General features: G+C 63.8%; 27 protein-coding genes, 1 pseudogene and 1 other annotated feature. Of the genes and pseudogenes, 15 read left to right on the top strand and 13 right to left on the bottom strand.

All coding sequences use genetic code 11. From position 1 onward, the window contains the following. Positions 1 to 12: 12 nt before the first annotated feature. Together Q0S16_RS06925 and Q0S16_RS06920 are read right to left on the bottom strand one after the other, a co-directional pair. A complete protein-coding gene (locus tag Q0S16_RS06925) occupies positions 13 to 1,896 on the bottom strand; it encodes a ferrous iron transporter B (RefSeq protein WP_295846374.1) in 1,884 nt (627 codons plus the stop codon). Next, positions 1,896 to 2,165 (bottom strand): FeoA family protein, encoded by a 270-nt coding sequence (locus Q0S16_RS06920; RefSeq protein WP_295846372.1) that lies wholly within the window; start codon positions 2,163 to 2,165, stop codon positions 1,896 to 1,898. Before Q0S16_RS06920 ends, Q0S16_RS06925 begins: the two co-directional genes overlap by 1 nt. 165 nt (positions 2,166 to 2,330) lie before the next feature. On the opposite strand from Q0S16_RS06920, the gene Q0S16_RS06915 reads away from it, so the two are divergent. The 4 genes from Q0S16_RS06915 to Q0S16_RS06900 all read left to right on the top strand — a co-directional run bounded on the left by Q0S16_RS06915 (position 2,331) and on the right by Q0S16_RS06900 (position 5,034). After that, positions 2,331 to 2,717: a CidA/LrgA family protein gene (locus Q0S16_RS06915; protein WP_295846370.1), complete on the top strand. Its 387-nt coding sequence runs from the start codon at positions 2,331 to 2,333 to the stop codon at positions 2,715 to 2,717. Further along, complete coding sequence (locus Q0S16_RS06910; RefSeq protein WP_295846367.1) at positions 2,714 to 3,439, top strand: LrgB family protein; 726 nt, start codon at positions 2,714 to 2,716, stop codon at positions 3,437 to 3,439. Before Q0S16_RS06915 ends, Q0S16_RS06910 begins: the two co-directional genes overlap by 4 nt. Positions 3,440 to 3,544: 105 nt before the next feature. Further along, positions 3,545 to 4,324, top strand: coding sequence for a sulfite exporter TauE/SafE family protein (locus Q0S16_RS06905; protein WP_295846365.1), 780 nt, complete (start codon positions 3,545 to 3,547; stop codon positions 4,322 to 4,324). 32 nt (positions 4,325 to 4,356) lie between these two features. Further along, positions 4,357 to 5,034, top strand: a complete 678-nt coding sequence (locus Q0S16_RS06900; protein WP_295846363.1) for a DsbA family protein — start codon at positions 4,357 to 4,359, stop codon at positions 5,032 to 5,034. 60 nt (positions 5,035 to 5,094) lie between these two features. Here the strand turns inward: Q0S16_RS06900 and Q0S16_RS06895 are convergent, their stop codons facing one another. Then, entirely contained in the window at positions 5,095 to 5,301 is a 207-nt protein-coding gene (locus Q0S16_RS06895) for a hypothetical protein (RefSeq protein WP_295846359.1), read from the bottom strand. 260 nt (positions 5,302 to 5,561) lie between these two features. Between Q0S16_RS06895 and Q0S16_RS06890 the strand changes: the two genes are divergently transcribed. Next, on the top strand, positions 5,562 to 5,684 hold the full coding sequence (locus Q0S16_RS06890) for a hypothetical protein (RefSeq protein ID WP_295846357.1): 123 nt from the start codon (positions 5,562 to 5,564) through the stop codon (positions 5,682 to 5,684). 75 nt (positions 5,685 to 5,759) lie between these two features. On the opposite strand, the gene Q0S16_RS06885 is transcribed toward Q0S16_RS06890, so the two are convergent. Beyond that, positions 5,760 to 6,467, bottom strand: coding sequence for a L,D-transpeptidase (locus Q0S16_RS06885; protein ID WP_295846354.1), 708 nt, complete (start codon positions 6,465 to 6,467; stop codon positions 5,760 to 5,762). Between the two features lie 166 nt (positions 6,468 to 6,633). Continuing rightward, positions 6,634 to 8,100, bottom strand: coding sequence for a SulP family inorganic anion transporter (locus Q0S16_RS06880; RefSeq protein ID WP_295846351.1), 1,467 nt, complete (start codon positions 8,098 to 8,100; stop codon positions 6,634 to 6,636). 77 nt (positions 8,101 to 8,177) lie between these two features. Beyond that, positions 8,178 to 8,231: a sequence feature (sul1 is cis-regulatory element that is thought to sense ions involved in sulfur or methionine metabolism; They are found in Alphaproteobacteria), on the bottom strand. 167 nt (positions 8,232 to 8,398) lie between these two features. Between Q0S16_RS06880 and Q0S16_RS06875 the strand changes: the two genes are divergently transcribed. The 4 genes from Q0S16_RS06875 (at position 8,399) to Q0S16_RS06860 (ending at position 12,968) form a co-directional block, all read left to right on the top strand. Continuing rightward, positions 8,399 to 9,286, top strand: coding sequence for a cation diffusion facilitator family transporter (locus Q0S16_RS06875; protein WP_295846348.1), 888 nt, complete (start codon positions 8,399 to 8,401; stop codon positions 9,284 to 9,286). Positions 9,287 to 9,356: 70 nt separating this feature from the next. After that, positions 9,357 to 9,740 (top strand): DUF2946 family protein, encoded by a 384-nt coding sequence (locus Q0S16_RS06870; RefSeq protein ID WP_295846345.1) that lies wholly within the window; start codon positions 9,357 to 9,359, stop codon positions 9,738 to 9,740. A gap of 55 nt (positions 9,741 to 9,795) precedes the next feature. Beyond that, entirely contained in the window at positions 9,796 to 11,988 is a 2,193-nt protein-coding gene (locus tag Q0S16_RS06865) for a TonB-dependent receptor (RefSeq protein WP_295846343.1), read from the top strand. A 35-nt stretch (positions 11,989 to 12,023) separates the two neighbouring features. Continuing rightward, entirely contained in the window at positions 12,024 to 12,968 is a 945-nt protein-coding gene (locus Q0S16_RS06860) for a DUF1775 domain-containing protein (RefSeq protein WP_295846341.1), read from the top strand. 65 nt (positions 12,969 to 13,033) lie between these two features. Here the strand turns inward: Q0S16_RS06860 and Q0S16_RS06855 are convergent, their stop codons facing one another. From Q0S16_RS06855 to Q0S16_RS06840, 4 genes are all read right to left on the bottom strand, one after another. Further along, positions 13,034 to 13,252, bottom strand: a complete 219-nt coding sequence (locus Q0S16_RS06855; protein WP_295846340.1) for a hypothetical protein — start codon at positions 13,250 to 13,252, stop codon at positions 13,034 to 13,036. Positions 13,253 to 13,500: 248 nt separating this feature from the next. After that, on the bottom strand, positions 13,501 to 14,472 hold the full coding sequence (locus Q0S16_RS06850; protein WP_295846338.1) for a S1C family serine protease: 972 nt from the start codon (positions 14,470 to 14,472) through the stop codon (positions 13,501 to 13,503). 90 nt (positions 14,473 to 14,562) lie between these two features. After that, positions 14,563 to 15,087: a DUF29 domain-containing protein gene (locus Q0S16_RS06845; protein ID WP_295846337.1), complete on the bottom strand. Its 525-nt coding sequence runs from the start codon at positions 15,085 to 15,087 to the stop codon at positions 14,563 to 14,565. 9 nt (positions 15,088 to 15,096) lie between these two features. Beyond that, positions 15,097 to 15,654: an HNH endonuclease gene (locus tag Q0S16_RS06840; protein ID WP_295846333.1), complete on the bottom strand. Its 558-nt coding sequence runs from the start codon at positions 15,652 to 15,654 to the stop codon at positions 15,097 to 15,099. 212 nt (positions 15,655 to 15,866) lie between these two features. On the opposite strand from Q0S16_RS06840, the gene Q0S16_RS06835 reads away from it, so the two are divergent. After that, positions 15,867 to 17,621 carry a chloride channel protein gene (locus tag Q0S16_RS06835; protein WP_295846331.1) on the top strand — a complete coding sequence of 585 codons (1,755 nt, stop codon included), beginning with the start codon at positions 15,867 to 15,869 and terminating at the stop codon, positions 17,619 to 17,621. A 42-nt stretch (positions 17,622 to 17,663) separates the two neighbouring features. Here Q0S16_RS06835 and Q0S16_RS06830 read toward each other — a convergent pair whose 3' ends face one another. The 3 genes from Q0S16_RS06830 to Q0S16_RS06820 form a co-directional block, all read right to left on the bottom strand. Beyond that, the gene (locus tag Q0S16_RS06830; RefSeq protein WP_295846329.1) at positions 17,664 to 18,755 is read right to left on the bottom strand and encodes a DUF2855 family protein; all 1,092 of its coding nucleotides are present in this window, start codon (positions 18,753 to 18,755) and stop codon (positions 17,664 to 17,666) included. A gap of 98 nt (positions 18,756 to 18,853) precedes the next feature. Next, positions 18,854 to 19,555, bottom strand: coding sequence for an SDR family NAD(P)-dependent oxidoreductase (locus tag Q0S16_RS06825; protein WP_295846327.1), 702 nt, complete (start codon positions 19,553 to 19,555; stop codon positions 18,854 to 18,856). After that, the gene (locus Q0S16_RS06820) at positions 19,552 to 20,208 is read right to left on the bottom strand and encodes a DNA-3-methyladenine glycosylase 2 family protein (protein ID WP_295846325.1); all 657 of its coding nucleotides are present in this window, start codon (positions 20,206 to 20,208) and stop codon (positions 19,552 to 19,554) included. The genes Q0S16_RS06825 and Q0S16_RS06820 overlap by 4 nt, the downstream gene beginning before the upstream one ends. A 37-nt stretch (positions 20,209 to 20,245) precedes the next feature. Between Q0S16_RS06820 and gluQRS the strand changes: the two genes are divergently transcribed. Both gluQRS and Q0S16_RS06810 read left to right on the top strand, forming a co-directional pair. Then, positions 20,246 to 21,124, top strand: coding sequence for a tRNA glutamyl-Q(34) synthetase GluQRS (gluQRS, locus tag Q0S16_RS06815; protein ID WP_295846322.1), 879 nt, complete (start codon positions 20,246 to 20,248; stop codon positions 21,122 to 21,124). 93 nt (positions 21,125 to 21,217) lie between these two features. Beyond that, positions 21,218 to 22,468 carry an ATP-binding protein gene (locus Q0S16_RS06810; protein WP_295846318.1) on the top strand — a complete coding sequence of 417 codons (1,251 nt, stop codon included), beginning with the start codon at positions 21,218 to 21,220 and terminating at the stop codon, positions 22,466 to 22,468. Here Q0S16_RS06810 and Q0S16_RS06805 read toward each other — a convergent pair. Next, positions 22,395 to 23,288 carry a YihY/virulence factor BrkB family protein gene (locus Q0S16_RS06805; protein WP_295846315.1) on the bottom strand — a complete coding sequence of 298 codons (894 nt, stop codon included), beginning with the start codon at positions 23,286 to 23,288 and terminating at the stop codon, positions 22,395 to 22,397. The genes Q0S16_RS06810 and Q0S16_RS06805 overlap by 74 nt on opposite strands. Before the next feature lie 147 nt (positions 23,289 to 23,435). Here Q0S16_RS06805 and Q0S16_RS06800 point away from each other — a divergent pair, with 147 nt between their 5' ends. The 3 genes and pseudogenes from Q0S16_RS06800 to Q0S16_RS06790 form a co-directional block, all read left to right on the top strand. Beyond that, on the top strand, positions 23,436 to 23,630 hold the full coding sequence (locus Q0S16_RS06800) for a twin transmembrane helix small protein (RefSeq protein WP_295846377.1): 195 nt from the start codon (positions 23,436 to 23,438) through the stop codon (positions 23,628 to 23,630). Positions 23,631 to 23,745: 115 nt separating this feature from the next. Further along, the gene (locus tag Q0S16_RS06795) at positions 23,746 to 24,318 is read left to right on the top strand and encodes a cob(I)yrinic acid a,c-diamide adenosyltransferase (protein ID WP_295846310.1); all 573 of its coding nucleotides are present in this window, start codon (positions 23,746 to 23,748) and stop codon (positions 24,316 to 24,318) included. Between the two features lie 137 nt (positions 24,319 to 24,455). Continuing rightward, positions 24,456 to 24,835, top strand: a pseudogene (locus Q0S16_RS06790) (electron transfer flavoprotein subunit beta/FixA family protein); the annotation flags it as partial.

Raw genomic sequence — 24,835 nt, 5'->3', positions numbered from 1 at the left:
AGCCGGCGTGGCCTATGCGCCAAAGGCGCGGGCGACGTTGTAGGTGATCAGGCTTGCCACATAGGCCAGCGCGAACATGTAGACGAAAGTCACGATCATCCACTTGGCGCTGCCGGTCTCGCGACGGATCACCGCCAGCGTCGAGGCGCATTGCGGGGCGAAGATGAACCAGGCCAGCAGCGACAGCGCGGTGGCAAGGCTCCATTTGTCGGCCAGCACCTGGCCGATCTGGTCGGCGGCTTCCTTACCGCCCTCGATCGCATAGACGGTTCCGAGCGCGGCCACCGCGACTTCGCGCGCGGCCATGCCGGGGATCAGGGCGACGGCGATCTGCCAGTTGAAGCCGAGCGGCGCCAGCACCGGCTCGAGGAAATGCCCGATCATCGCAGCGAGGCTGTAATTGATCGCCGGTCCCTCGGCGCCGGCCGGCGGCTGCGGGAACGAGGCCAGGAACCAGATCAGCACCATCATCGACAGGATGGTGGTGCCGGCGCGATGCAAAAACATTTTGGCGCGGGTATAGACGCCGATCGCGATGCTGCGCACCCGCGGCAGTTTGTAGTCCGGCAATTCCAGCATGAACGGCGCCGGCTGGTAGTCGCGCCACATGAAGAACTTGATCACGAACGACACCCCCAGCGCGCTGCCGATCCCGGCGGCGTACAGTCCGAACATCACCAGCCCCTGTAAATTGATCCAGCCTCCGATGTCCTTGGGCGGGATGAAGGCGGAGATGATCAGGGTGTAGACTGGAATCCGCGCCGAGCAGGTCATCAGCGGCGCGATCAGGATGGTGGTGAGACGGTCACGCCGGTTGTCGATCACCCGCGTCGCCATGATCCCGGGAATCGCGCAGGCAAAGCTCGACAGCAACGGGATGAAAGCGCCACCGTGCAGCCCGGCGCCACCCATGATGCGGTCCATCAGGAACGCGGCGCGCGCCATGTAGCCGAAATCTTCCAGCAGCAGGATGAACAGGAAGATGATGATGATCTGCGGCAGGAACACCAGTACGCTGCCGACGCCGGAAATCACGCCATTCTGCAGAAAGCTCTGCAGCAGACCGTCGGGCAGGGTGTTGTGCACCAGTTGTCCGAGCGCGGCGAAGGAGTCGGCCAGCAGCTCCATCAGCGGCTGCGCCCAGCTGAACACCGCCTGGAACATGACGAACAGGATCAGCGCCAGGATCACCAGCCCGCCGACCGGATGCAGCACCACGGCGTCGACCCGCGTGGTCAGCGAATCCGGCTTGGTTGGCATGGTCACGGTATCGCGAATGATCCGGTCGGCCTCGCGCTGCAGCGCCTTGAGTTCGCCGATGCTGAGCGGCGCCCAGGTGTTATCGACGATGCCCGGTTGGGTGCGGGCCGCGAACTCGTCGGTCAGCCGGATCAGTTCGGCGGTGCCGCCCTTGCGCACCGCCACCGAAGTGACCACGGGCACGCCGAGCGCCGCCGACAGCGCTTCGAGATTCACCGATACGCCACGGCGCTGCGCGATATCGAACATGTTGAGCACCACGATCAGCGGCCGCCCGGTGCGCTTCAGCTCGAGCACCAGCCGGAAAGTGAGGCGAAGATTGGTGCAATCGGCGATGCACAGCACCAGGTCCGGCAGTGCTTCGCCCGGAAACTTGCCGAGCACGACGTCGCGGGTGATTTCCTCGTCGGGGCTGCGGCCGCGCAGCGAATAGGTGCCGGGCAGGTCGACCAGCGAGATCTGCCGACCGGTTGGCGTCACGAAGGCGCCGGCCTTGCGCTCGACGGTAACGCCGGGATAGTTGGCGACCTTCTGTCGGCTTCCGGTCAGGGCGTTGAACAGCGAGGTCTTGCCGCTGTTCGGGGCGCCGACCAGGGCGACGTGGATGGACCTGAATTCCAGCGGGACGACATTCATCAGATTACGACAACCGACATGGCCTCGCGCCGCCGCAGCGCGATGGTGATGTTATCGACGCGGACCGCGATCGGATCGCGACGGATGGCGCCCTCGTGCAGGATCTCGATCCGCGCGCCTTCGACGAACCCCATTTCGATCAACTGACTTTCCAGCTCGGTCGCCGACAGCGAAGATCCGCCGGCCCGCACATCCAGTCCCTGGATCGTCCCGCGGAAGCCGCGGGGGGCATTGCCGAGAAGGCGGGGTGTGGCATCGATGCTGCTCATGCCACGCTTCTTCCAAGCGCCGGTGCAAGGGTCAAGCGCCGAGTACCCATTTAGAAGGATTGTAAAAACACGATGTCGGCACGCAGGTATTCGCTGGTCGGGGTTTGGCCTGATCGACATCCCCGACGCCGCGGGCGATAAGGCCTGCACAGCCATGGAGCCCCGATGATCGCCAGCCTTTCGTTGATCCTGCTGTGCCAGCTGGCCGGCGAGATTTTTGTGCGCGCGGTGGCGCTGCCGATGCCCGGCCCGGTGGTCGGGCTGCTGCTGCTGCTGGTCCTGTTGCTGCTGCGCGACCGCTTTTCCCGGCTGGCACGCGGGCCGCTGCGGGGCGGTGGCGTCGAGAGTGGCGCCAGGGGCCTGGTAGCGCATTTATCGTTGCTATTCGTGCCGGCGGGTGTCGGCGTGGTGCAGAAGCTCGATTTGCTGGCGGAGAACGGCCTGGCCATCATGGCGGTGCTGGCGATGTCGGTGCTCGTCACCCTGCTGGCGACGGTGGCGACCTTTCTGGTGGTCGGGCGTCTGATCGATCGCCGGTCGACCGCGCCATGACCCCGAATTCGTTTTCGCTCTGGGTCTATCTCTCGCAGACGCCACTGCTGTGGCTGACCGTGACCCTGCTGGTCTATGCCATCGCCGACGCCATGTCGCTAGCCACCGGCCGGCATCCTTTGGCCAACCCGGTGTTTCATTCGATATGGCTGATCGCGGCGTTCCTGCTGCTGACCGGCACCTCCTACACCACCTATTTCAGCGGTGCGCAGTTCGTGCATTTTCTGCTCGGCCCGGCGACCGTGGCGCTGGCGGTGCCGCTATACGAAAATCGCAAGGTGGTAGCGGCGGCGATCCTGCCGATGCTGGTGGCACTGGTAGTCGGCTGTGTGACGGCCATCGTTTCGGTGGTGTTGCTGGCACAGGCCTTCGGGCTGCCCCGCAATATCGTGCTGTCGCTGGCGCCGAAGTCGGTCACCGCCGGCGTCGCCATGGGCATCAGTGAATCGCTCGGCGCCGATGCGTCGCTCACCGCCGTCGCGGTGATCCTCACCGGCATCATGGGGGCGATGATCGTGACCCCGCTGATGAACCGGATGGGCATCACCGATTTCCGCGCGCGCGGTTTCGCGGCGGGACTGGCGTCGCATGGTATCGGCACGGCGCGGGCCTTCCAGGTTGATGCCGTCGCTGGTGTGTTCGCCGGTATCGCCATGAGCCTGAACGCGCTGGTGACGTCCCTGCTGGTGCCACTCGCGATGACGCTGCTGCTGCGTCGATGATCACATTCATCGGTGTCAAAACATCGGAGTTGTGATGTCGCCGCCATGGAGCCACCCGGCAAAGCTGGGTAAGGTCGCCCCCGTGCAAACAAGAAACGGCCATTCATGATCACGGTGATGCAAGGCGCGCTGGGGCTCGCATCGGGGGTGCTGGTCGGGTTTTCGCTCGGGCTGGTTGGCGGTGGCGGCTCGATCCTCGCGGTGCCGCTGATGGTCTATGTCGTCGGCGTTCCCGATCCCCATGTGGCGATCGGCACCAGTGCCATCGCCGTGGCCGCCAATGCCGCCGTCAATCTCGGTAATCACGCCCGTGGCGGCAATGTACACTGGTCCTGCGCGTTGGTATTCGCCGCGGCGGGCGTTATCGGCGCGCTCGGCGGAGCCAGCCTCGGCAAGACGGTGGACGGCAACAACCTGCTGGTGCTGTTCGCGATCCTGATGCTGGTGATCGCGCTACTGATGTTGAAGACCCGTTCACGGGCCGGCGAGGCACGAGTCGAGATCAGCATTGCCAATACGCCGGCGCTGCTGGCGCTCGGCCTCGTCACCGGGACACTGTCTGGCTTCTTCGGCATCGGCGGCGGCTTCCTGATCGTTCCGGCGTTGATGCTGGCAACCGGCATGTCGATCATGAGCGCGATCTCGTCGTCGCTGGTCGCCGTCACGGCGTTCGGCCTCACCACCGCGTTCAGCTATGCCTGGTCCGGCATGATCTCGTGGAATCTGGCCGCGGTCTTCATCGTTGGCGGATTGCTCGGCGGTCTCGCCGGTACCGGCTCCGCCCGGCATTTGTCGCGGCGACGCGGCGCGCTGAATACCACGTTTGCGTCTATCATTATCGTGGTGGCGCTCTATATGTTGGCGCGGAATATTTACGTCACATGAGCAAGGGCGCGCACGGCGTCGGGAGACCAAGCATGAGCGCCAGCATCGATCCCCGACCTGCAACGTACGCCACCACGCGCCGCTCCGCTTTGGGCCTGCTCGGTGGCGCGCTGTTGCTCGGGACGCAGCGGGGAGCGCTGGCCGCGCCCGCCGATGGCAAGGAAGAAGACGTCCTCAACGAGGCGTCGGTATTGCGCGATCCGGATATCCCGGTGGCCGGCAATGCCAAGGGCGATATCACCATCGTCGAATATTTTGATTATCAGTGTCCGTATTGCCGCAAGCTGGCACCCGACCTCACCGCCGCCGTCAAGCAGGACGGCAAGGTCCGCCTGGTGTTCAAGGACTGGCCGATCCTCGGGCCGGTCTCGGTCTACGCCTCGCGGCTGGCGATGGCGACCAAGTATCAGGGCAAATTCGTCGAGGCGCATGATGCGCTGATCCGGCTTGATTCGAGGCTGACCGAGGATATCGTCCGCGATCGCCTCGCCAAATCCGGCATCGATGTCGATCGCGCGATCGCCGATCTGCAGGCCAATCAGGATGCTATCGCCGCCACCTTGAAGCGTACCAACGAGCAGGCCAGCGCGTTCGGCTTCAACGGCACGCCGGCGTTTATCATTGGCAAATTCCGAGTGCCCGGTCCGCTGGACAAGGTCCAGTTCGGACAGGCCATCGCCGATGCGCGCAAGGCCAGCAAGAAACAATAGACCGCGAAAAACCGCCCGCATCTCAGGATGCGGGCGGTCCATATTGCTTGAACGCAGGGATCAGTTCGACGTCAGTCTGATCCAGTCCTTCTGGGTGCGCGTCTTCAACGCGCTCCATTCGGTGGCGGCGACGTCCCAGTTCACGATCGGTCGGTGCTCCTGCGCCACCTGGCCGTTGGCCACAGACGATGTCGCCATCGAATCATAAATGTAAACGCCAGCCGTCAGCATCAGCGCCCCCAGAAGCATTCCTACAATCATCCGCATGGCAAATTCTCCAATGAGCATAATTAACTCGACGCAGCATGGATAGTTCCGGTGGCTGGAACGTGGCGCAGCAAAGGAGTTGTTGCGCTACGAGCGTGGTTTCACGGTGGATGCGGGGGACGCTTTGTGGCTGCCGGGTAGCCGCCGCCACCAGGATGTGGCGAAACCTTAATTTGGCAGTCTGCACGCCGTAATCTGGCAAGTACCATTGATCGAAACGCCGGCGCCGATGGCGTCACCCGATCGATGGAGATGTCCTCATGATCAGCCAGCCTTCACAGTTTCCGCAAGATCCGGAATTCGTGCGCCGGCGCTTGCTGCCGTCCGTCCGGCGTATCGCGCTGATGGCCTCGGTGGTGGCGGTACCGTTCGCCAATGGTTGACGGCTCACCAGAACGGCGGCGCTGCCTGGCGCCGCCGCTGGCTGTGCAGACCTCGCGACAGGTGTCGAAATTCAGCTATTCGCGGCTGGCGACCTTGCTGCTGGAGGGCAGCGCACTCATCGCGCCGTTCTGGATCACCACCACGCGGCTGCCGGTATTGACCCGGCTGTAGAGGTCGATGATGTCCTGGTTCATCAGCCGGATGCAGCCGCTGGACACGGCGTGACCGATGGTTTCCGGCTCGGTGGTACCGTGGATACGGAACATGGTGTCGCGGTCGCCCTGGTACAGATACAGGGCGCGGGGGCCGAGCGGATTGTCGAGGCCACCTTCCATGCCGCTGGCCATCTTGCGATAGCGCGCCGGCTCGCGGTTCATCATGTTCTCGGTCGGGCTCCAGTGCGGCCATTCCGCCTTGCGGTTGATGGTGGCATTGCCGGCGAAAGCCAGCCCGGCCTTGCCGACGCCGATGCCGTAGCGCATCGCGCGGCCGTTGCCCTCGACCAGATAAAGATGGCGCGCGGCGGTATCGACGACAATGGTGCCGGCGGGCTCCCTGGTGCGATAATCCACGGCCTGGCGCAGCATCCGCGGGTCGATATCGCTGAGGTCGATCGCCGGAACCGCATGGCCGCCATCGTTCATCTCGGCATATTGGCTGGACGCGCCGCTGGCAAATCCGCCAGGCGACAGAGCCCCGTTACTGGCACAGCCTGCCAGCAACGCCGGCAACAGCAAAAGCGCGAAAACGCGCAGTCCGTATTTTCCGCCAAAAGCCGTCATCAAAAGTTCCTGTCGCCGCCGCGTTTGGTCGCCTGCGGGAGGCAACGGATCCACACCCTCGGTTGAAGCCTGCGGCCGCTGAAAGGAAGTGACAATCGTGTTAGCAGTGCCGCCGTGCCACGGTTTGCGCGACGCTGTGATGATCGAGCCACAGCACGGTTTTGTTCTATGGTGTTTCCGCCCGTTGATGGGTTCCAAAGCGCTCGACCATGGTTTCGCTGGCCTGGTTCAGTCCGATCACCTCGACCGTGGCGCCGTGGCGGCGCAGTTTCAGCACGATATCGTCCAGCGCGCCGATCGCGCTGATATCCCAGAAATGCGCGGCGCTGACGTCGATTCGTACCCGCGGCAATACGTCCTGATAATCGACCGCGTCGATCAGGCTTTGTGATGAGGCGAAGAATACCTGCCCGGCGACGCGATAGGTAATCTCGCGACCATCGTCGGAGCGCTCGGTGGTGATGCCGAGCAGCCGCGCCACCTTGGCGGCGAAGAACACGCCGCTCAGCACCACGCCGCCGAGCACGCCCATCGACAGGTCCCCGGTCGCGACCACCACGATGACCACGGCCAGCATCACCACGCTGGAGCTCAGTGGATGCGACCGCAGGTTGGTGATCGACGACCACGAGAAGGTCGAGATCGACACCATGATCATGACGGCGACCAGAGCGGCCATCGGGATCCGCTTGACCCAGTCGCCGAGCACCACGATCAGGAACAACAGGAAACATCCGGCGAACAACGTCGACAACCGCGTTCTTGCCCCGGCGCTGACATTGATGACCGATTGCCCGATCATGGCGCAGCCGCCCATCGCGCCGAGAAAGCCGGTGACGAAATTGGCGACACCCTGACCGATGCATTCGCGATTCTTGTTGCTGCCGGTATCGGTCATGTCATCGACGATCGACGCCGTCAGCAGCGATTCCAGCAGGCCGACCGCCGCCATGGTCAGCGAATAGGGCAGGATGATTCGCAGCGTGTCCCAGTTGAAGGGCACCTGCGGCAGCGCGAAGAACGGCAGGCTGGAGGGCAATTCGCCCATGTCGCCGACGGTGCGCAGCTCGACCCCGGAGAACAGCGTGAAGACGGTCAGCGCGACGATACTGACCAGAGCGGAGGGCACGCGTTTCGTCAGATAGGGAAACAGATAGATGATGGCGAGGCCGGCGGCGACCATCGCAAAGGTAGGCCAGCCCACATTCGTCAGTTGCGGTAGCTGTGCCATGAAGATCAGGATAGCCAGCGCATTGACGAAACCGGTCATCACCGAGCGCGAGACGAATTTCATCAACAGGCCGAGCCGCAATGCGCCCGCCGCGATCTGCAGCAGCCCCATCAGCACGGTGGCGGCGAACAAATATTGCAGGCCATGGTCGCGCACCAGCGTGATCATCAGCACCGCCGTCGACGCGGTCGCCGCGGAGATCATCGCCGGACGACCGCCAACAATGGCGGTCACGACCGCGATCGAGAACGACGCATACAGGCCGATTTTCGGATCGACGCCGGCGACGATGGAAAAACCGATCGCCTCCGGAATCAGCGCCAGCGCCACCAGCGTGCCGGACAGCAATTCGGTGGGAATATTGGTCAGCCATTCGCGGCGAAATCGTTGAACAAAAGTCATGGCAAGAAACCGATACGTTCAGCGTGGCGACGGGCGACGCCCGTTCGGCCTGAGAGCAGATGCTGCATGTCTCGCTGAGATTTCCGGGGGATAGGCGCCCGGACGAGCCACCCGATCAAATCGGGTCCGACGATGCGCTGAACCTGCCCTTTGCGTGCCGCGGGATCAAGTCTTGTGATGCGTGTGGTCAAATTTTAATGCGAAGAAGTCGCAGATGGTCCATCCAGCTTGCATCACTGTCGCTTGCATATTAGAGGACACAGCCGCGCCCGGTCGCGTCACTCCAACGAGCATTCAAATGACAAGCGTTCGCAGTCTGGCGCAAGGCAGCATCGTCGTGGGCTTCGCTGTCCTCGGGCTGAAATATGTCGCCTATCAGTTGACCGGCAGCGTGGCGCTGCTGTCCGACGCGATCGAAAGCATCGTCAATGTGGTGACGGCGATCGTCGCGCTGCTCGCGGTCAGCCTCAGCGCCAAGCCCGCCGATGAGGAACATCCCTACGGTCATCACAAGGCCGAATATTTTTCCGCGGTGCTCGAGGGCGTGTTGATCGTGCTGGCCGCGATTTTAATCCTGCGTGAGGCGTGGTTCAGTTATCTGGCGCCGCGCCCGCTGGAGGCGCCGTGGCTCGGGCTCGCGGTCAACGGATTGGCCACGGTGCTGAATGCCGGCTGGGCCTGGGCGCTGATCCATCGCGGCCGCCAGTTGAAATCACCGGCGCTGGCGGCGGATGGCCGGCATCTGGTCACCGACGTGGTATCCTCGATCGGCGTGCTCGGCGGCGTCGGCGTGGCGGCGCTATCCGGAATTGCCGTTCTCGATCCCATTCTGGCGGCGCTGGTGGCGCTTAACATCCTGTGGGCCGGCTGGGCCCTGATGAAGGAATCGCTCAGCGGGTTAATGGACGAGGCGATCCCACCGACGACCCTCGTGACCATCAAGAAGATCATCTCGACGCAGTCCGATGGCGCGATCGAGGCCCACGACTTGCGTACCCGCCGCGCCGGCCGCATGACTTTCATCGATTTCCATCTGGTGGTCGCCGGCAGCACCACGGTCAGCGCGGCGCACGATATCTGTGACCATCTCGAAGTCGCGATCCGGCAGGAGATCGGCGAAGCACTGATTACCATCCATGTCGAGCCCGATGACAAGGCCAAGCATTCCGGGATTGTGGTGCTGTAATCCTGCTTTCGGCACCCTCGGCTTTGACAGCTTCCGCCGCCGTGTTAGTTAAAGGGCAGGGAACAGTCCTTTGAAACATTCATCACGCAAACGCTTTTTCGGAGCCGTGGCATCCCTCGCCGCGGCCTATGCGCTTGTGCTGAATGTGGTGCTGTCCAGCATGCTGCTGGCCGCGATGTCACCGACCGCCATGGCGGCGGGCTTCGAGATCTGCGCCAATAATCCGGACTTTGCCGCCGCCCATGACGACGCCGGCAAGCAGACCGGCAAGCCCGCGCTGCATTGCCCGGTCTGCGTCGGCCATCATGCCCCCGGTGCGCCGCCGTCGCCGGTCGCCTGGCTGGTTTCACGGGTGGCCGTCACCATTGCTCCGGCTTTCGCGCCGGACATCGCGTTTGTGGCGCACCCTGCCCACACCAGCCACCAGGCCCGTGCCCCACCGCGACTGAGCTGACGACCGCGCGCGTTTTGCGCGCCCAATCTTTCGTCAACTCATCTGGTGGAATCCTATGTCATCCGTCTCCATGCGGCTGCGCGGCGTCCTGCTCGCTTCCGTTGCTGCGTTCCTATCCGGCGCGGCCGCCGCCCAGGCCGGCCCGTACAGTGCGCTGCCCGCCGTCACCGTCGATGCCCCTTTGCCGAAAAACCGCGCCGCTGCCCGCCCGCCGCGCGCCGCCGAGCTCGTGTCGCGGGCCTCAAATCGTCCGTCTGCGGCTAGCCCGCAACCAGCGCAAGCGCCCGGCGTTCCCGGCGCGCTCACGGTGGCGACCGCGCAGCAGGCGCTGCGCGAGATTCAGCAGACGCCGGGTGGCGTCGCTCTGGTCAGCGCCGACGCCTGGAAAAATTCCACGGTCGGCAACACCGTCAAGGACATCCTGGATTATGTGCCCGGCGTGATCGCGCAGCCAAAATGGGGCGACGACACCCGGCTGTCGATTCGCGGCTCCGGCCTGTCGCGCAATTTCCACCTGCGCGGCGTGCAGCTTTATATGGACGGCATCCCGATCAATACCGCGGATGGCTACGGCGATTTCCAGGAGATCGATCCGACCGCCTATAAATATGTCGAGGTCTACAAGGGCGGCAATGCGCTGCGGTTCGGCGCCAATTCGCTCGGTGGCGCGATCAATTTCGTCACGCCGACCGGCCGCGATCCGTTTGCCAACTCGGCCAGTCTCGATGCCGGCGCGTTTGGTTATCGTCGGCTACAGGCCAGCACTGGCGGCGCCAACGGCCCGTGGGACGGCTTCATCACCGCCTCGACCCAGGCCGCCGACGGGTTTCGCGATCACAGCGATGGGCATTCGACTCGCATCAGCGGCAATGTCGGCTACCAGTTCTCGCCGGATTTCGAGACCCGGTTCTATCTCAACGCCAATGAGGTGCGGCAGCGCATTCCCGGTTCGGTCACGAAAGATTCGGCGCTGAACGCGCCAACCCAGGCGCTCGCCGCCAATGTCACCGGCGACCAGCAGCGCAATATCGATACCGTGCGGCTCGCCAACAAGACCACGATCCGCTTCGACAACACCACGATCGATTTCGGCGCCTTCGGCGTCGACCGCCATCTGATGCACCCGATCTTCCAGTGGCTCGACTACAAATATGTCGACTATGGCGGTTTCGCCAAGGTGACCGACGATCGCACTATCGGCGGCTTTCGCAATTTGTTCGTGGGTGGTGTGAATGTCATCAATGGTGAGATCGACAACAAACAGTATGTCAATGTCGGCGGTCAGAAGGGGGCGCTGACGTCGTCGTCACTTGATTCGTCGAAGAACATTTCGGTCTATGCCGAGAATTCATTCTACTTTCTGCCGACGGTGGCAGCGGTGGTCGGCACGCAATTGCTCTATGCGACTCGGAGCCGGCGGGATCGTTTTCTCAGCGATGGCGACCAGTCCGGATCGACCTCGTTCAACCTGTGGAGCCCGAAAGGCGGGCTGCTGTGGAATATCGATCCGACCTGGCAGGCCTATGCCAATGTCTCGCGTAGCGCCGAAGTGCCGAGTTTTGGCGAAAGCTCGCAGGGCGTCGGCATTCCCACGATTCCGTTCACCAGCATCCTCCCGCAGCGCGCCACCACCTATGAGATCGGCACCCGCGGCCGGCGGCCTGATCTGACCTGGGAACTGACCGGATACCGCGCCGGGATCAACGACGAACTACTGTGTCTGTACAGCGCGTTCGGCAATTGCAATGTCACCAATGCCGACCGCACGGTGCACCAGGGCATCGAGGCGGGTCTCGGCGTCGCGCTGATCAAGGGCCTGGTCGCGACAGGCGAGCAGCCCGACAGGCTGTGGCTCAATCTCGCTTATACGCTGAATGATTTCCGGTTCGATCATGATGCGCTATTCGGCAACAATATCCTGCCCGGCGCGCCGCGGCATTATCTGCGTGCCGAACTTCTATACAGGCATGCCAACGGCTTCTACATCGGTCCCAACCTCGAATGGGTGCCGCAATCCTATTACGTCGACAGCGCCAACACGCTCAGGACCGAGCCCTACGCGCTCTGGGGCTTGAAAGCCGGCGTCGACAATGGCGGCACCTATTCCGGCTATATCGAGGCGCGCAATATCGCCAACACCGCCTACATCTCCTCGGCCAGCATCATCGATCGGGCGACGCCGACCTCGGCGCTGTTCGAACCCGGCAGTGGTCGCGCCGTCTATGCCGGGATCAAGGCGCGGTGGTGAAACCAATGATCAATGACCTCCTGAAAGGACCAACCATGAAAAATCTCTCCATGCTTGCAACGGCGACGGCACTCGCCGTGGGGACGCCGGCCGACGCCCATGTGTTCCTGCAGAGCGGCGCCGGCACCATTGGTGGTTCCTACCGCGCCGTGCTGGCGGTGCCGCATGGTTGCGCGGCCTCTGCCACCACCAAGGTGACGGTGAAAATCCCGGAGGGCATGATCGCGGTGAAGCCGATGCCGAAGCCCGGCTGGAGCATCGAGACCAAGAAGGGCGCCTATGCGCAATCGTATGATTTCATGCACGGCATGAAAGCCGCCGACGGTGTTCAGGAGATCACCTGGAGCGGCAAGCTCGACGACGCGTTCTATGACGAGTTCGTTTTCTCGAGCTACCTGCCGGAGGTCTTGAAGGCCGATGCGCCGCTCTATCTGCCGACGCTGCAGACCTGCGAGACCGGTTCGGAAAACTGGGCGGAGATCGCGGTCGCGGGGCAAGATCCGCACGCGCTGAGGTCGCCGGCGCCGATGCTGCGGCTGGTGGCCTCGACGCGGCCGGCGATGGCCGGCATGGTCCATGCTGGCGAATTGATGATCTCGACGCCGTGGACGCGTGCGACGCCGCCCGGCGCCAAGGTTGCCGGTGGCTATCTCACCGTGATGAACATGGGCAAGGCAAGTGATCGCCTGATCGGCGGCAGTTTCGGCGACAGCGGTCGCATCGAGGTTCATGAGATGAGCATGACCGACGGGGTAATGCGAATGCGCCCGCTCGGCGACGGCCTTGAGATCAAGCCAGGTGCTACCGTCAAGCTTGAGCCGGGCGGCTATCATCTGATGATGCTGGATCTCGCCAAGCCCTTTAAACAAGGTGACAAGGTCAAGGCGCAGCTGCGGTTCGAGAAGGCTGGAACAGTCGAGATCGAACTGGATGTTAATGCCGTCGGTGCGACAGCGCCGGCCGGCGGTCACATGCACTAGCGACAGGAATCCGGATGAGCGTTGCCATCAGCAATGCTCATCCCGTGCTAGCGCTGCGATCGGCCTCAGCGATGGCCGTCGCTGACATGGATCCCGTCAGGCGAATGATCGAGCCCGACAGGGATCTGGATCCGCAGCGAGGTGATCGCCTGGCAGTGCGGGCAGCCGAACAACCGAACCTCGCAGTCCTCCAATTGTACAATTTCCTTGAAGAAGATCTGAGTTTTACAGCTGGTGCATTTCAGATGAGTGGTGCGGATGTTGTCGTTGCCGTGCGCACTCATTCTACTCGGAACAAGGCTTCGTCTGACAAGACCAACGGTGGATGTGCGCGGCAAGATGGGTGCCTCAAAATTGCAACAAACGCAGGATGCATTTCAGCTACTCAAACAGACTCCTGAAGTTTCAGTTCCACCCTTTTTAATTTATTTCATACGCACGCCATGATGGGTGGTATCCAATCAGCCGCCTGTTCAATTGTCGGTCACCGGACAGTAGTCGTGCTATCGCAGCGGCTGTCGATGGGTCGCCATCAATGCAGGCGTGGCGCCTTCAGCAGCCGGGCCCGGTCGGTCGAAACCAGCTCGACATCAAAGGTGTCGCCGCCGCGATACAGTGTCAGCGGGACATCGACGCCAGCCGGACCCAAGGCCCACAAGGCGCGATAGAACTCGGCGGCGTCAGAGACGTCCTCGCCATTGACCGCCAGGATGACGTCGCCGGTCTTGAGTTCGGCGCGCGCCGCCGGGCCCTTGGCGGCAAGACCCACCACGACAACCTTGTCCTCGACCTCGGCGGCGTAAAGCCCGAGCCAGGGCCGGGCCGGTCTGTTCACCTTGCCGAATTTCTTGAGGTCATCGAGGATCGGCTTCAACAGATCGATCGGCACCACCATGTTGAGATGCTCGCTCTTGCCGCCATGCTCGCGTTCGATCTGCAGCGAGCCGATTCCGATCAATTCTCCCCTGGCATTGATCAGCGCCGTGCCACCCCAGTTGGGATGCGCCGGATGCGTGAAGATCGCCTCATCGAGCAGATATTCCCAGTAGCCGGAGAATTCCTGGGTGGCGGCGATCTTGCCGGCCACCGAGCGGGTACGGCCGCCGACGCCGCCGACCACGATACGATCGCCGATCTCGACCTTGCTGGATTCGCCGAGCGACAGCGGTGCGAAGTCGACATCGCCCAGCGCCTGCACCAGCCCGAAGCCGGTCTCCTGATCGACGCCGAGCGCATGACCGGGCACCACGCGGCCGTCGCCGAGATGCAGCCAGATGGTCTCCGCCTCGGTGATCAAATAGCCGATGGTCAGCACCAGCCGATCGCCGATCAGCACGCCATTGCCGGCGCGTTCGGTGCCTAATGTCTGCGCCGTAAAGGCGTCTTCCGGGATGATGCAATGCAGCCCGACCACCGCCTCCAGCGTCTTTTCGAGGTCGAACGCAAAATCCTCCGCGCGCGGCTGGACGGAGGCGGGCACCTTCCATTCGGTCAATGAGGGCATGCAGGGGGCTCCTGTTGGCTGGGCGTCGGCGTTGAAGCCTGGATATGTGCATGATGCTGCAATAATTCCAGCCTGCTGGCGCGGAGCGATCTATTGCGGGCGATTGGCTGCCGTCGCGTGCAGAGCGCTTTTCACACGCTCCAGCATTCGACCCAGATCGAATTCCGTCACCAGGATTTCGTCCAACCCCAGAGGGCAGGCAGTCGGCCATGCCGGCACTTGCAATCCTGTGCTCTTCAGAACGTTGGTTGTGCCGTTCTGCGCGGCCTTCCAGACCCGGTCGAGTTCGATGCGCTGTCTCATTCCGGGTGTGAAAGCCAGAACAGCATCGGCTTGGAAGGTGACGACTTCGTTTATCCAATGCTGGCGTGATGGACTGTCAGGCAGAATCGCCAGCTTCAAGAGATGCATCAAGACCTGCCGCGGCAGGCTGGAAACCTCACGAATTTCGCCGCGGCCGATGTCTTCGATCTCTTCAGCGAGATTGTCGATATCAAGCGCGAAGGCGCCGCGCGGCACCCGCCGCAGCAGAGCAGCCTGTTCCTGCGTCCAGGTGTAGAAGTCGGTATCGTGCTGGTGGGCTGTTGCCGTCGTGTGCTCGGGAAGCGTTTTCACGATGCTCTCCTACGGATCGAGCTCCGTATCCCAATAGAGATAGTCCAGCCAGCTGCCATGCAGATAGTTCGGCGGGAACAGCCGGCCGTTGCGGTGCAACTGGTGCACGGTGGGCGCGAAGGCGGTCTGGCGCGGAAACATCTTGGCTTGCTGCGTCGTCATGTTGCCCTTGCGCAAATTGCACGGCGAGCAGGCCGCGACGACGTTTTCCCAGGTGGTCTGGCCGCCCTTCGAACGCGGGATGATGTGGTCGAAGGTCAGGTCGTCATGCGCGCCGCAATATTGGCACGAGAAGCGGTCGCGCAAGAACACGTTGAAGCGGGTGAACGCCGGGTGCGTCGTCGGCCTGACGAAGGACTTCAGCGACACCACGCTGGGCAGCTGGATTTCGAACGACGGGCTGTGCACCGCGTGGTCATAGTGCTCGACGATGTTGACGCGATCGAGGAACACCGCCTTGATCGCGTCCTGCCACGACCAGAGAGACAGCGGATAATAACTCAGCGGCCGGAAGTCCGCGTTGAGGACCAGAACCGGCCAACCGCCTTGCGAGACATGTGCGTTCAATTAACGCTCCTGACCCCCACCAGAGACTGCGGCGCAGCCTGTCCTCACATACTACAGTCAGCGTGACGGCATTGTGAAGGGCGTTGGCGGACTGTCTGACATTCCGCGGTGCGCCGCGACCTTTTTGATCGCCGCGGGTGGTCGGCGCCCGCCATGGCGGTTAAACCCCCGTCAGCGCCTCGAACGAGGCCCCCAAGTTCCGGACCTGCTCCATGGCCACTCCTTCGCGTTTTCTTGAGGCGCCGCAATGGCTTCGCGCATTGGTGCGCGCCCACGAAACGGGCCTGGCGGCGCTCGCGGCACTGATCGGCGCACTTGGCGGGCTGGTGGTGGCGCTGATGAGCGCGATGGTCGGCGCCATGCATGCGGTATTGTTCAACCTCGAATGGGGGCAGCGGCTATCGAGCCAGTTCTGGATCGACCCGGTACGCGCGCTGCTGGTTCCCAGCCTCGGCGGGCTGCTGCTCGGCCTCGCCTTTCTCGCGCTGGCGCGCTGGCGGCCGGGGCGGGAGGTCGATCCGATCGAGGCCAATGCGTTGTATGGCGGCCGGATGTCGTTTCGTGGCAGCGTCATCGTGGCGCTACAGACGGTGTGGTCGAGCGGCGTCGGCGCCTCCGTCGGGCTGGAGGCCGGCTATACCCAGCTCGCCAGCGGCCTCGGCGCCTCGATCGGCCGCGCCTTCCATTTGCGCCGCGCCGACCAGCGGGTGCTGGTCGGCTGTGGTGCCGCCGCGGCCATTTCCGGAACCTTCGGCGCGCCGCTGGCCGGCGCCTTCTATGCCTTCGAACTGGTGATCGGTGGTTATACGCCGGCCAGCCTGATGCCGGTCGGGGTAGCGGCGGTGACCGGTTACTTCGTCGCCCACGCTTTCGAACCGCTGTCACTCGGCGTCGTCGCTGGGCGCGTTGGCGACGTGCTCGGTCACGATCTCGCGGTGGCGGCGCTGCTTGGCCTGCTGGCCGCTCTGTTCGGCATCGGCATCATGCGCGTCGTGGCATGGTGCGAGGCGCTGTTGGCCCGGACAGGGCTATGGGCGCCGCTGCGGCCCGCGCTCGGCGGGCTGGCGGTCGGCCTGCTGGCGCTGCTGACGCCGCAGGTGATGTCGTCCGGCCATGGCGCGCTGCACTTTGCCGGAATGACCGCCTATCCGCTGGCGCTGATCGCCTTCGTCATGGCGCTGAAGACGGTTGCCTCGATCATCTCGCTCGGCACCGGGTTTCGTGGTGGCTTGTTTTTCGCGACGCTGTTTCTCGGCGCGTTGGGCGGTCATCTGTTCGCGGCCGGATTCGACCTGTTGTGGCCCGGCCTCAATCTCGATCCCAACGTCTACGCCATCATCGGCATGAGCGCGCTATCGGCCTCGGTGATCGGCGGGCCGCTGACGATGTCGTTCATCGCGCTGGAATCCACCGGTAATCTCTGGCTCACCACGGCGGTGCTGGTCGCCGTCATCATCTCCACGCAATTGACGCGCGAATGGTTCGGCTATTCGTTCGCGACATGGCGGCTGCATCTGCGCGGCGAGACCATCCGCAGCGCCGCCGATGTCGGCTGGCTGCGCGATCTCACGGTGGAGCGACTGATGCGCCGCGATGTTGGCACCGTCGATGCGGGCACACCGCTCGTCGAATTCCGTGAAAAATTTCCGCTCGGCTCCAAGACGCAAGTGGTCGTGGTCGACGCGGAAGGCCGCTATCTCGGACTTGCCGTGGTGGCCGAGGCGCATTCGCCCGACGTCACCGCATTCCGGCTCGACTCGCTGCTGCATTGTCGCAACGTCGTGCTGCATCCGGAAATGAACATCCGCGACGCCATGGTGGTGTTCGAAGGCGCCGAGGCGGAATCGCTGGCGGTGGTCGAGGCCGAGGGTCATCACGTGGTCGGCACGCTTACCGAAGCCCATGCCGTGCGGCGCTACGCGGAAGAATCCGAACAGCGCCGCCGCGAGGCGGTCGGGGAAATCTGAGAGCATTGCGGTCCCCGTAGGCGAATGCGTGGTGGAGGCCAATCAGTCCAGCGACAACATATGGCCATGGCGCGGTGAGGCCCGGCCGCCCAGCGTTTCGCGATACACCTGCTCGACCGCCGCCGGCCCTTGACTCTGGATCACCTCGATCCAGCGTTCCAGATGCGGTGAAAAGCCCGACCATGCCGCGCCGAGCCGCTGCTCGATGCCGCCCGTGCCCCATTGCTTCGCACGAAGGCGAATCTGGTCCGGCGCGAAGAACCATGTCGGCGGCGCGCCGGGCAGATCGACATCTTCACCAGCCAAATCCTGGTGCGTCAGTCCGATGCGCGCGCTGTGGACAAGTTTATCACCATAGCGCCGATGCACGCGGTGGCGCAGGTCGGCGCTGCCGGCGAAGTCGATCAACGCCGTCGGCACCGTGCCCGGCAGCGTCTCGATATTTTCATAAGTCACGACCTCGTCGTAGCAGCCGAGCGACGCGACAAAATCTGCGTTCGCTGCCGAGGTAAGGCCGATGACGCGGACCGGCCGTCGCTGTGTGTGCAGCAGATGCGCCAGCCCGATCGCCGTTTTGCTCGACGCGCTGGACAGCAACACGGAGGTGGCGCCGAAGAATTGGTGTTCGGCGAGAGCCGCGTCGACCAGAAAGGACAGCATGAATAGCGGCCGCAGCAGCGCCTGATAGTCGCCTAGCCGACCGGCAAAGGCCGGATCGCCGCCGACACGTGCATAGGCGTTGTAGACCGCGGCAACGCCCTGCCGATGCGCCGCCGCGTCGCGCAGCCCGCGCTTGCTGACATCGGCGGCCTCGATCACCAGATGCGTGGCCATCGGGAAATAGCCGAACAGTCTTTCGCCGGCGTCTATCCGCGGATGGCGCGACGCGATCACCTCGCCAAAACCCCATACCGGAATGATGCCGAGACCCGCCGGCGCCGGGAATAGCTGCCAGTACTTCAGGGAATCGCCGAGCATCGCATAGGTGATGTTATTGGCGGTGAAGGCGAAGCGATCGACTTTCACCAGCAGACTTTCCTCTGGCAGTTCGCCGCGCGCCGGCAACGGCGTCTCGATCAATCTGCGATCAGCCAAGTCAGTTCGGGAAACAACGAATTCCACGGACGTCGGCATGTCAGCTCCTCCGGTTGGCGCTGCATGCTTGCCGATGCCGATGTCTGTTTTGCGACAGGGGCTGTTTTAAACAGCGTTCGACTGGAGTGCTGTTGTGGTCACCATGGGATTGGTTGGCCGAACCGATCGAGAAATCCACCGGAGTCATCAGGCTGCAACTTGTCAATCGCTTCTAGCAGATCCGCCGCGGCGGCGTGCGGCGTCTGCACGTCGAGCCCGGTCTTGGCGAACGGCCCGGTCAGCCCTGTCGCCACCGTGCCGGGATGTAGCGCGACGCAGATGGCATGGGGGCGCTTGCGCTTCAGTTCGACCGAGGCCGTACGCACCAATTGGTTGAGCGCGGCCTTGGAGGCGCGGTAGGCGTACCAGCCGCCGAGATGGTTGTCGCCGATGCTGCCGACCTTCGCCGACAGCGTCGCAAACACGGTCTTGCCGTCGGTGGTGAGCTGCGGCAGCAGATGCTTCATCAGCAACGCCGGACCAATGGCGTTGAGCGCGAATGATTTCTGCATGTGGGCCAGATCGATCTGGCTCCAGCTTTTCTCCGGCGAAAAGGCATCGTCGTGCAGGAAGCCGGTGGCGTCGAACACCAGGCGCAGTTCGCCGCGCTGCGCGATCCCGGTGGCAGCGCGCGCGATGCTGGGCTCCGAGGTGAGGTCGATGGCGGGCTCGCTGCCGCGGCTGTAGCGCAAAATCTCGGAGAAGGTCCCGTCGGCCTGCAGCGCATCTGCAATCGCGCCACCAATGCCGCCAGAAGCGCCGATCACCACGGCGAGGCCGCCGGTCGGAAATGATTTCATTCGATGACTTTCCCGATCACGCCTTCGCGCTTCTTGATCGCGTGGTAGTGGCTCCACCACAGATGCGCCGCGGCGCCGCGCAGCGGACGCCAGGGTTCGGCCAGTGGCGCCATCTGCTTGACGGTCGGTCGCACCGCGAGTCCGAGTCCGACCTTGATCGACTCCTGGATCGCGACATCGCCGGCCGGCCAGGCGTCGCCGTGGCCGAGGCAGAACAGCAGGTAGACGTCGGCGGTCCACGGCCCGATGCCGTGCAGCCTCGTCAGCGTGTTGTGCGCGGCGTCGGCGTCTTCCTCGGCGAGCACATCGAGGTTGAGCCGTTCCGCGGCGAGTTCGCGCGCGACGCCTTTCAGCGTCTTGATTTTTGCCGCCGAGAGGCCCAGGCGGCCGAGCCGGTCGGCGCGGGCCTTGCGTAAGGACTCGGGATGAAACGGCTCGAACGCGCCGGAAACCCGGCCCCAGATCGCGGAGGCCGACGCCACCGAGACCTGCTGGCCGACAATGATCTGGGCGAGGCCCTCAAATCCCGGCGCGCGGCGGCGCAGCGCCGGCATCCCGGCGATCTCCAGGATCGGCTGCAGCCGCGCATCAAGCTTCACCAGCGCGGTGATGGCGTCGTCGAGATCGGCCTGGCTGTTGAGGTGAACGGTCATCGCGATTTAGGATCATCACGATCAGCGAAAGAGATCAATGCCGCCGGTTTTCCGTTTCGCCCCCAGCCCCAACGGCTATCTGCACCTTGGCCATGCCCGTTCGGCGCTGCTCAACTTCGATCTGGCGCGGCGCGCCGGCGGCCGGTTCCTGTTGCGGCTGGAAGATATCGACCGCGCCCGCTGCAAGCCGGAATTCAAGGCCGCGATCCTGGAGGATCTGCTCTGGCTTGGCATCGCCTGGGACGGCCCGGTGCGACGACAGTCCGACCATTTCGCGGATTACCGTGCCGCCGCCGACCGCCTTGCCGCGCAGGGCCTGCTCTACCCCAGCTTCGAGAGTCGCGCCGAGATTGCCCGGCTGGTTGCGGCGGAGCAGGCGCGGGGGCGCTGGCCGCACGACCCCGACGGTGTGCCGTTATATCCCGGCGTCGCCAAGGCGCTGTCGCCGCAGGCCGTCGCCCTTCTGCAACGGGCCGGGGCGCCGACCGCATGGCGGCTCGACATGACCCGGGCCTGCGATCGCTGCGGCGAACTGGACTGGACCGAGCGCGGCGCTGGTCCGGGCGGTGATACCGGCCGGGTGCCGACACGGCCGCAAGCCTGGGGCGACGTCATCCTCGCCCGCAAGGAGATTCCGACCAGCTATCACCTCTCGGTGGTCGTCGATGATGCCCTGCAGGGGGTGACCGACATCGTCCGCGGCCAGGATCTGTTCTGGTCGACCAGCGTACATAGGCTGCTGCAGGTATTGCTCGGGTTGCCGCGGCCCAACTACCGGCACCATCGGCTGGTTCGCGACCCAGGCGGCGCCAAGCTGGCGAAGTCGAACGGCGCTACCAGCCTGCGCGAACTGCGCAAGCGAGGCTTAAACCCGGCTGAAATCCGGCGAATGCTGGAGTTGTCCCCGTTTGACTGACCGTTGCTGTGCCAAGTGGTGTTCTAGACCTAGTACTCACGTGACTTGGTCAACCAAGCCATGGCATGCTGCGTTTGGGGACAGGTGGGTCATATGGCGCTGACATCGCGCTCGCCGCAAAAACGGCAGAAGCGCAGCAAGCAGACGCTGAAAAAACGCGTCATCAAGTCGGCGGCAGCAAAGTTGCCTGCCCGACGCAGCGCCGTGCGTTCGGGTATCATGGTTGAAGCTGCGCTGGCCGCCTTTGCCCATGAGGTTCGTACGCCGCTGACCGGCATTCTGGCGGTGAGCGATCTGTTGGCAACGTCGGATCTGGACGAGCGCGAGCGGCGCTGGGTCGATACCATCAAGGCTGGCGCCGAGCATCTGGCGGGGCTGGCGACCTTGTTCGTCGATGCCGCGCGCAGCAGCGCGTCCAAGCTCGAAGTGCGACAGGATTTTTTCGATCTGCGCGCGTTGGCGCGTAATTCCGGTGATTCGCTGGCGGGCCGCGCCGCCGCCAAGGGGCTGCAGCATGCGGTGGCGATTTCCGAGCGGCTGCCGGTATTCGTGATCGGTGATCCCGTCCGGCTGCGCGCGGCGCTGGAGAATCTGATCGACAACGCCGTCAAGTTCACCGAGCGCGGCAGCGTTACGCTGAAGGTCGGCCGGGTGCCGATGCCCGGCAAGGTCGGGGTTGCCTTCACGGTGTCCGACAGCGGCATCGGCCTGTCGCTGGCCGAGATCAAGAAACTGTTCCGGCCGTTCTCGCAGGCCAATGTGACCATCGCCTCGCGGTTCGGCGGCGCCGGCCTCGGGCTGTCATCGGTGAAGCAACTGGCGCGAGCGATGGGCGGCGACATCGTGGTGACGCCACGCCCCGGCGGCGGCACGGTCTTCACGCTGACGGTGAGCCTGGCCAAGGCCAAGGGCCCGGTCAGCATCATGTCCGGCCTCGATGACGAGGTTGCGCTCGGACCGCGCGAGACGCTGCGCGTGCTCAGCGTCGAGGACAATCCGTTCGGCCGCGTGGTGCTGAATGCGATCCTGTCCGAACTTGGCCACCATACCGAATTCATCGGCCGCGGCGAGGCCGCCGCGGAGCGCGTGGCCCACGGCGCCTTCGACGCGGTGCTGATGGACATGGTGCTGCCAGGCATCAACGGCATCGAAGCGATTCGGCAGATCCGGGCGCTACACTCGCCGCATAGCCGCGTCGCCATCATCGGGGTGTCCGGTCGCGACGATGACGAGTTGGCGTCGCTTGCCGCCGGCGCCAATGCGTTCCTGACTAAACCGGTGTCTCCACGGGCGCTAGCGACTGCGCTGCTTGAAGCGAGACGCCACGCGGCAGGCGCGACTTGATGATGGCGGCGTTGAGTTCGCCGCCATACACAAAGATCGCGGCGATGAAATACAGAAACACCAGTGCGATGATCACCGAGGCCAGCCCGGCATACATCGTTACATAGTTGTTGGCGAAGCGCGCCAGATACAGACCGAAGCCGATGCCCGACACCAGCGAGGCCAGCATGGTGAAGACGATGCCGGGCAGAATCTGGGTGAAGCCGCGCCGCCCCGCCGGCAACCAGGCATGCAGGATGAACAATACGATGATCATCGCCGTGATCGTGATGCCGTAGCGGGCGATGTTGAGCAGTTTTTCGTTGTGGGCTACCAGCAGCGGCACATAGAGCCGGACGATTTCCAGCATCAAGGGGCCAAGCACGATCAGAAACGCCATCGCCAGCGCGGTGACGGCGGCGATCAGCGTGTAGCCGATCGATTCCAGCCGCAGCCAGTACCAGCGTCGTGGCTCGATAACCGCATAGGCGCGATTCAGCGCCACCCGCAGGCTCTCGACGCCGTTGGACGCAAAATACACCGCCAGCACCAGGCCGATGGTCAGCGCGTCGCCGCGGGTGGTGGTGAGGACGTCGTGGATTTGCCCGGACAGCGCGCCGGCGACCTGGTCCGGCCAGACTTCGAGCAGCAATCCAACCGCCTGGTCAGCGAGGCCCTTGGAACCGAAGAAGCCGGCCAGCGAGGCCAGCACGATCAGGAACGGGAACAGCGCCATCAGCGTCGATAGCGCGATATGGCTGGCGATCGCCCAGCCGTCATCGGCGAGGAACGTGTAGAAGGCGTCGAGCCCGACGTGAAAAACGTAGCGAATCTGCCTCACATCTCACCCTGTTCGGGCAGGTAAGCCACTCTGCCGATCACGCCACATTATTTGACAGATACGGCTCAAATGCCAGATCGTTGCAGCCTGCCGATCAATTTCGCGGCAGCGATGGCGAAGCCGCGCATGCGGTGTTATGTAGCGATCATGACATCCTTCATGAGCAACCTCCTTCTTCCGGTCGCGGCTGGCGCGGTACTCTTGGTATTGCTGCTCGGCCTGTTCAACATGATGCGTGGCGGCTCGCCGAACCGCTCGCAACAATTGATGCGCTGGCGCGTCGTGCTGCAATTCGTCGCCGTCGTCATCACCATGGCCACCGTCTGGGCGATGGGACGGTAGTCGCGGATCGTAGGGTAGGCTGAGGCGCGCTTGCGCCGTGCCCACACGGCCCGGCGGAAGGCAGAAGACGTGGGCACGCTTCGCTTTGCCCACCCTACAAATTTTAGGATTTCCAATGGTCGTTCTCAACAAGATCTACACCCGTACCGGCGACGACGGCACCACCGCGCTTGGCTCCGGCGAGCGCCGGCCGAAATACGATCTGCGCGTCAGCGCCTATGGAACCGTGGACGAGACCAACGCCACGATCGGCGTGGTCCGGCTGCATCTCGCCACCGCGCCAGCGCTGGATGCCATGCTGAACGCCATCCAGAACGACCTGTTCGACCTCGGTGCTGACCTCGCGGTGCCGCAACGGGACGGCAAGGCGGAGCGGCTGCGGGTGCTGGCCAGCCAGGTCGATCGGCTGGAGCGCGATATCGACGCCCTGAACGCGCCGCTCGCGGACCTGACCTCGTTCGTGCTGCCAGGGGGCAAGCCGGCAGCGGCGCATCTTCACGTCGCCCGCACGGTGTGCCGTCGCGCCGAGCGGATCATGGTAGAACTGGCAGCTCAGCCCAGCGAACCGGTCTCCGATGCCGCGATCCAGTATATGAACCGGCTGTCGGACTTCCTTTTCGTGGCCAGCCGTTCGGTCAACGACAATGGCACCGGCGACGTGCTGTGGGTGCCAGGTAAAAACCGTTAAGATCAAGCTGCGCGGCCTTGCGATTTCCGGCTTTCGCGCGTTGACCGCGATAGGCCGGGGCTTTAGGTTCCGCGCCCAGGCTCAAATGCCACGTTAAGACGTCATTTTAACGAAGAAACTCACACGAAAGAGGATCGATGAAGGTTCTGGTGCCGGTAAAGCGGGTGGTCGATTATAATGTCAAGGTTCGCGTCAAGAGCGATGGCTCCGGCGTCGAATTGTCGAACGTCAAGATGTCGATGAATCCCTTCGATGAAATCGCCGTCGAGGAAGCCCTGCGCCTGAGAGAGGCCGGCAAGGCGACTGAAGTGGTGGTCGTTTCCATCGGCCCCGCGCAGGCCGCGGAAACGATCCGCACCGCACTTGCCATGGGCGCCGACCGCGGCATTCTGGTGGAAACCGACGCAGAGCTGCAACCGCTGGCAGTGGCAAAACTGCTCAAGGCGGTGGCCGACAAAGAGCAGCCGCAATTGATCATTCTCGGCAAGCAGGCAATCGACGACGATTGCAACCAGAC

The sequence above is a fragment of the Tardiphaga sp. genome, from assembly GCF_025356345.1.
Lineage (GTDB): Bacteria > Pseudomonadota > Alphaproteobacteria > Rhizobiales > Xanthobacteraceae > Tardiphaga.
The sequence above is the reverse complement of the archived record's forward strand: the minus strand, read 5'-3'. Positions and strand labels throughout refer to the sequence as shown.

Bases quoted from the DNA above. Each gene is read 5' to 3' on its own strand.
- Q0S16_RS06880 (WP_295846351.1), bottom strand. From the start codon at position 8,100: ATGACTTTTGTTCAACGATTTCGCCGCGAATGGCTGACCAATATTCCC.
- Q0S16_RS06890 (WP_295846357.1), top strand. From the start codon at position 5,562: ATGATCAGCCAGCCTTCACAGTTTCCGCAAGATCCGGAATTCGTGCGC.
- Q0S16_RS06835 (WP_295846331.1), top strand. From the start codon at position 15,867: ATGGCCACTCCTTCGCGTTTTCTTGAGGCGCCGCAATGGCTTCGCGCA.
- Q0S16_RS06900 (WP_295846363.1), top strand. From the start codon at position 4,357: ATGAGCGCCAGCATCGATCCCCGACCTGCAACGTACGCCACCACGCGC.
- Q0S16_RS06905 (WP_295846365.1), top strand. From the start codon at position 3,545: ATGATCACGGTGATGCAAGGCGCGCTGGGGCTCGCATCGGGGGTGCTG.
- Q0S16_RS06795 (WP_295846310.1), top strand. From the start codon at position 23,746: ATGGTCGTTCTCAACAAGATCTACACCCGTACCGGCGACGACGGCACC.
- Q0S16_RS06850 (WP_295846338.1), bottom strand. From the start codon at position 14,472: ATGCCCTCATTGACCGAATGGAAGGTGCCCGCCTCCGTCCAGCCGCGC.
- Q0S16_RS06875 (WP_295846348.1), top strand. From the start codon at position 8,399: ATGACAAGCGTTCGCAGTCTGGCGCAAGGCAGCATCGTCGTGGGCTTC.
- Q0S16_RS06820 (WP_295846325.1), bottom strand. From the start codon at position 20,208: ATGACCGTTCACCTCAACAGCCAGGCCGATCTCGACGACGCCATCACC.
- Q0S16_RS06885 (WP_295846354.1), bottom strand. From the start codon at position 6,467: ATGACGGCTTTTGGCGGAAAATACGGACTGCGCGTTTTCGCGCTTTTG.
- gluQRS (WP_295846322.1), top strand. From the start codon at position 20,246: ATGCCGCCGGTTTTCCGTTTCGCCCCCAGCCCCAACGGCTATCTGCAC.
- Q0S16_RS06925 (WP_295846374.1), bottom strand. From the start codon at position 1,896: ATGAATGTCGTCCCGCTGGAATTCAGGTCCATCCACGTCGCCCTGGTC.
- Q0S16_RS06920 (WP_295846372.1), bottom strand. From the start codon at position 2,165: ATGAGCAGCATCGATGCCACACCCCGCCTTCTCGGCAATGCCCCCCGC.
- Q0S16_RS06810 (WP_295846318.1), top strand. From the start codon at position 21,218: ATGGCGCTGACATCGCGCTCGCCGCAAAAACGGCAGAAGCGCAGCAAG.
- Q0S16_RS06830 (WP_295846329.1), bottom strand. From the start codon at position 18,755: ATGCCGACGTCCGTGGAATTCGTTGTTTCCCGAACTGACTTGGCTGAT.
- Q0S16_RS06910 (WP_295846367.1), top strand. From the start codon at position 2,714: ATGACCCCGAATTCGTTTTCGCTCTGGGTCTATCTCTCGCAGACGCCA.
- Q0S16_RS06865 (WP_295846343.1), top strand. From the start codon at position 9,796: ATGTCATCCGTCTCCATGCGGCTGCGCGGCGTCCTGCTCGCTTCCGTT.
- Q0S16_RS06800 (WP_295846377.1), top strand. From the start codon at position 23,436: ATGACATCCTTCATGAGCAACCTCCTTCTTCCGGTCGCGGCTGGCGCG.
- Q0S16_RS06895 (WP_295846359.1), bottom strand. From the start codon at position 5,301: ATGCGGATGATTGTAGGAATGCTTCTGGGGGCGCTGATGCTGACGGCT.
- Q0S16_RS06855 (WP_295846340.1), bottom strand. From the start codon at position 13,252: ATGAGTGCGCACGGCAACGACAACATCCGCACCACTCATCTGAAATGC.
- Q0S16_RS06860 (WP_295846341.1), top strand. From the start codon at position 12,024: ATGAAAAATCTCTCCATGCTTGCAACGGCGACGGCACTCGCCGTGGGG.
- Q0S16_RS06825 (WP_295846327.1), bottom strand. From the start codon at position 19,555: ATGAAATCATTTCCGACCGGCGGCCTCGCCGTGGTGATCGGCGCTTCT.
- Q0S16_RS06915 (WP_295846370.1), top strand. From the start codon at position 2,331: ATGATCGCCAGCCTTTCGTTGATCCTGCTGTGCCAGCTGGCCGGCGAG.